The following is a 5,244-nucleotide window of genomic DNA, read 5'->3' as shown; positions in this document are numbered from 1 at the left end:
CTGGCTTCCGATTTTGGGTCCGAAGTGCATATTTCGCAGGAGCAGCTCGGCGTCTTCGTCGGCGCTGCCCGCGAGAGCGTCAACCGTCAGCTACAGCTCTGGCGCAAGGACGGCATTCTGGACCTGCAGCGCGGGCGCATCCTGCTGCAGAACATGAAAAAACTGACGGCGGTGGCGCGGAACGAGTAGCTGACAGTTTCCCTGTTCACTCGGCCGCCGGCGAATGCAGGATACTGGGCGGCTTGTGCTTTGCGGGTTCGTCGTCGGCCTTGTTTGCGGTGATCAGTTGCTTGCTGAAGCGCCAGATCAGGTTGCCGACGTCGTCCATCAGCATGAACATCGCCGGCACGAACACCAGCGACAGAATAGTAGAGAATAGCAGGCCGCCGATCACCGCCAGCGCCATCGGCGAGCGGAATTCGCCACCGGCGCCGAAGGCCAGCGCGGACGGCATCATGCCGGCGGCCATCGCGATCGTCGTCATCACGATCGGGCGGGCGCGTTTCATGCCGGCATCGATGATCGCGTCTTCGCGCGTCTTGCCATCGCGCATCGATCCCACCGCAAATTCGACCAGCATGATCGCGTTCTTGGTGACAATACCCATCAACATCAGGATTCCGATCCACACAGGCGTCGTGAGCTGCTTGCCGGTCACGAGCAGGGCCGCGATCGCGCCGCCGATCGACAGCGGCAGCGAAAACAGAATGGTGATGGGTTGCAGGAAGGTGCCGAACAGCAACACCAGCACGGCGTAGACCATCATCAGGCCTGCGGTGATGGCGGTGGCAAAACCGGCCGACAATTCGTTGAGACTTTCAGCGTCGCCGGAAGGATTGACCTTTACGCCCTTGGGCAGGCTCTTCATGACGGGCAGTTCGTTAATCTTCTTGGTCGCGTCCCCAAGCGCTGCCGTGCCGACGAGATCGGCGGCGACGGTTGCCTGCCGCTCGCGATCGTAACGGTTGATGCTGGTCGGCCCCTGGTCGAGCTTGATGTCGGCGACCACCGAAAGCGGCACGCCGCCGCGCCCGCCGCCGAGTGGCACCCGTAACTGTTCGAGCGTCTGAAAGTCGCCCCGCGCATTGTCCTCGAGCTGCACCCGGATCGGCACCTGGCGGTCACCGGTATCGAACTTGGCCAATGCCGGGCCGACGTCGCCGATGGTCGCGACGCGAATTGTCTCCGACAGGCTTTCGGTGGAAACCCCGAGCCGGGCGGCAAGATCCGCCCGCGGCTGGATGCGAAGCTCTGGCCGGTCGAGCGAGGTTTCCGAGATCGCGTTGGCGATCAGCGGAATCCGCTTCATCTGGTTGCCGAGTTCGCTGGCGACGTTGTTGACGATGTTGCTGTCGGCGCCGGTAACAACAAGCGATATCGCGCGCAGCCCGTTTTCGTCGAGGAACCAGAACCTGATATCGGGGACGTTTTGCAGTTCCTTGCCGATCGAAAGCTCAAGCTCGCGCTGGGTGATCTTGCGCGCGGTCTTCGGCGTGTAGTTGATGATCAGCGCCGCGCGGCGGACCTCGAACGTTCCGGGCGGCACCCGGCCGCCGTCAACGAACACACTTCTCACCTCCGGGCGTTTGCGCAGGCGCGCGACGATTTGCTCGGTGACCTTCTCGGTGTAACCAAGCTGCGAGCCCGGCGGCAGCTCCATCGCGAGCAACGAGCGCGCGGTGTCCTGCGCGGGCAGGAAGCCTTGCGGCAACAACGTGATGCTCCAGATCGACGCGGCGAAAATGCCGAAGCCGATCAAGACCGTGATCAGATAATGCTTGACCGACCAGGTCACGAGTTTGGTGTAAGTCTGAAGCACACGGCCGGGCAGCGGATCATCATGCGCATGATCCTTGAGGAAGTAGGCGGCAAGCACCGGCGTGACGAAACGTGCGGCGAGGAGCGAAAAGAACACCTGCACTGAAACGGTAATGCCGAATTGCTTGAAAAATTGCCCGGCGATTCCCGACATGAAGCTCGCAGGCGCGAAAATCGCGATGATCGTCAGCGAAATCGCAATAACGGCAAGGCCGATCTCGTCGGCGGCCTCAAGCGCCGCGCGGTAGGGCGATTTGCCCATCCGCATATGGCGCACGATGTTCTCGATCTCGACGATGGCGTCATCAACGAGAATGCCGGTCGACAGTGTGATGGCGAGGAAGCTGACGAGGTTGAGTGAAAAGCCGAGAATGTCCATCGCCCAGAACGCCGGGAAGATCGACAGCGGCAACGAGATCGCGGCGATGACGGTGGCGCGGATGTCGCGCAAGAATAAAAGCACGATGATCACAGCGAGAATGGCGCCCTCGAACAGTGTCGAGATCGCCGCCTCGTAGTTTCCCTTGGTGAATTCGACCGACGTATCGATCAGCTTGAGGTCGACTTCTGGGTGCGCGATTTTGAGCGCATCGATACGTCTCTGCACGGCGGCTGCGACCACCACGTCGCTGGCGCCTTTGGAACGCTTGATGCCGAGCGCCACGACAGGTTCGCCATTGAAGCGCGCAAATGTCCGGCGATCCGCGATGGTGTCGGTGACGGTGCCGAGATCGTCGAGCCGGACTTCACCGCCGCCCGGAAGGCTGATCATGGTTCCGGCGAGCTCGTTAAGCGTCTTGGCGCCGGCGAGCGTCCGTATGGCCTGGTCGTTCTTGCCGATTTCGGCCCGCCCGCCGGCGAGATCGACATTGGTGCCCCGCAAGCGATGAGAGACATCGACGGCGGTCAACCCGGCAGCTTGCAGGCGATCGGGATCAAGCGAAACGAGAATCTCGCGCTCGACGCCGCCGATACGTTCGACCTGGGCGACGTTGCGTACGCCCTGCAGCGCGCGTTTGACCACGTCGTCCACGAAATAGGACAGTTGCTCCGGCGTCTTGCCAGGCGAGATCGCCGCATAGGTGACGATCGGCAGCCCGATGACGTCGACGCGCTGGATCAAGGGCTCGTTGACGTTTTGCGGAAGATTGGCGCGCACGCGCGTGACCGCGTCCTTGACGTCGTTCAACGCGCGGTCGGTATTGGTTTCCAGTGCGAACTGGATCGTTGTCACTGACAGGCCGTCCGTGATCGAAGATGAGATGTGCCGCACGCCTTCGACGCCCGATACGCCGTCTTCGATGGTCTTGGTGACCTGCGATTCAAGTTCGGCGGGTGCCGCTCCGAACTGTGAGACCGCTACCGAAATTACTGGAATATCGGCGCTCGGCAGCCGCGTTACCGCCAGCTTGGTGAAGCTGACCCAGCCCAGCACCAGCAGGATGATTGAAAAAACGACGGATGGAAGCGGATGGCGGATCGACCATGCTGAAATGTTGAGTGCCATCAGCGTACCCGTGTCCGATCGAGTTCGTCAGCGAATACCGTCTTGATCTGGTCGCCGTCATGCAGCGAAGATCCGGCGTCGGCGACGACGATTTCGCCGACGTCGAGACCTTCCAGGATTTCCGTCGAGGTATCGGAGACGAGTCCGACCCGGACCTTCCGCGTCTCGACAATATTGCCTTTGACCACCTGAACCGTGAGGTGGTCAATGGCGGTGCGTGGGACGGCAACGCCGCAACTGCGCTTGGCGTCGATGCTGGCCTGGGTGAACATGCCGATCTTGATCGCGGGATTGCCGCTCAGCGTGATCCGGACATGACCAAGCTGGGTGTTGCGATCGATCTGCGGCAATACGAGCCGCACGCGTCCGACGATATCCGGGCCGTTATCGCGGCTGATCCGCGCGGTGGCGCCCGGGCTCAGCTTCATCATGTGGACCGCGGGCACTTCGGCGTCGATGTCAATCTCGTTGTTGACGGCAATGCGGAACATTGGTCCGGCCTGCGGCGAGGCGGGCGCTCCCACAATGGTGTTGACCTGGGTGACGAGGCCTGCGGCTGGGGCGCGCAGCAATATTGGTGAGCGCGTTGAATTATTCGCAGCCGGCGGCGGGATGAGCCGCGCCAATTCCTGGTTGTCGGCGACGAGTTCGCCTTCGCGGACGAGCACGTCGGCGACTTTCGAACCTTCCAGATCGGCAGAGACCACCGCTTCGCGGCGCGGCACCGCAAATCCGGTCACCCGCACCAGATCAGAGAAACAGGCATTGGTGGATTTGGCGACGACGACGAGGGCATTGCTCGTCGTTTCCTTTTCTTTGGGGTGCGAACGGTGCTCGAACCAGTACCAGCCGGTCCCCAGAAGAATGAAAACCACAACCGCAAGCGCAGGCTTGACGTATCCGGAACGGTTCATTGTCAGGCTCGGCGCTCCATTGTCGGGGCGGGCTAGTATCCCGATTCCGAAGTTCGTAGCAATTTACGGGGCCACGTTTCGAACGTCGGAATCGAAGGGATACTAGCATGCATATTATTCTAGTATGGCTTTGGTTCAGAAGGCCGCATGACGAACTGGCGGCACAAATGATGCGGACTTCTGAACCGCCAAGCTAGCGTCTGATCACTTCGAGGCGGTTGCCTTGTTTTCGGTGTTGACGACCTGCACGCGGCGATTGACCTCCGAGAGCGGGTTAGCGGGATCTTTCAGCTTGGTCTTGCCATAGCCGACGGTGACGAGATCGGCGGCGGGGATGCCGGATTTCTCGACCAGGTAACGCTTGATCGAATCGGCGCGCCGTTCGGAAAGGTTCTGGTTGTAGGTATCGCTGCCGGCCGCATCGGTATGGCCTGCGACGATGAAAGTCGATCCCTTCAGTTCCGGATTGGCAAGCGCCCGTCCCAAGGCCTGCACCGAGGGCAGCGACCGGGCGCTGATACGGTCCGAGTTGTAGTCAAAGTTGATATCGAGATCGATCTTCGGCTTGTCCTTGACGATAGTGGCGATCTGCTCGAGCTCGCCTGTCGACAGCGATCGCGTCGACCGGTTACGCAGCGACTGCACGAATTTGCCTTCCGCCTCGGTTGCGGCCGGATCGGTCTGCGCCGGCGCTCCCATCGACAGGCTGCGCGTAAGAGGCTGCTTCGCCGGCGTCAGCGCTCTGAGGATCTGATCTTCGGATACATCCTCCGGTTTGGCGGCGCCAATCGAGAGCGCGGTGCCGACGGTGAAGAGCGGCAGGATCGCGATTGAGACATTCCTTGCCGAATTCCTTGACATTGCCGGTCCTCCTTTAAGGACGCATTCGCGCAGGTTCAGTAAAGGATGGCTCCGCATGCCGGAGCGAGTGAGGTAAAAATTGATAGCGGCGTTTCAGCGTATCCCGTAGCTTGCGAATTCCTTGACAATATTCGGGTCCATCGC

General features: G+C 61.1%; 4 protein-coding genes. 1 reads left to right on the top strand and 3 read right to left on the bottom strand.

The window, feature by feature from the left end; genetic code table 11:
* Positions 1 to 189, top strand: a 189-nt coding sequence (locus WB528_RS06815) for a helix-turn-helix domain-containing protein (protein WP_423887661.1), incomplete at its 5' end; no start/stop codon positions are given.
* Positions 190 to 205: 16 nt separating this feature from the next.
* Here WB528_RS06815 and WB528_RS06810 read toward each other — a convergent pair.
* The 3 genes from WB528_RS06810 to WB528_RS06800 form a co-directional block, all read right to left on the bottom strand.
* Positions 206 to 3,325 carry an efflux RND transporter permease subunit gene (locus tag WB528_RS06810; protein ID WP_423887660.1) on the bottom strand — a complete coding sequence of 1,040 codons (3,120 nt, stop codon included), beginning with the start codon at positions 3,323 to 3,325 and terminating at the stop codon, positions 206 to 208.
* Positions 3,325 to 4,239, bottom strand: a complete 915-nt coding sequence (locus WB528_RS06805) for an efflux RND transporter periplasmic adaptor subunit (RefSeq protein WP_423887659.1) — start codon at positions 4,237 to 4,239, stop codon at positions 3,325 to 3,327. Before WB528_RS06805 ends, WB528_RS06810 begins: the two co-directional genes overlap by 1 nt.
* A 204-nt stretch (positions 4,240 to 4,443) precedes the next feature.
* On the bottom strand, positions 4,444 to 5,100 hold the full coding sequence (locus tag WB528_RS06800) for an OmpA family protein (protein ID WP_423887658.1): 657 nt from the start codon (positions 5,098 to 5,100) through the stop codon (positions 4,444 to 4,446).
* Positions 5,101 to 5,244 lie beyond the last annotated feature (144 nt).

Source organism: Bradyrhizobium sp., assembly GCF_049586575.1.
Classification (GTDB): Bacteria; Pseudomonadota; Alphaproteobacteria; order Rhizobiales; family Xanthobacteraceae; genus Bradyrhizobium.
The sequence above is the reverse complement of the archived record's forward strand: the minus strand, read 5'-3'. Positions and strand labels throughout refer to the sequence as shown.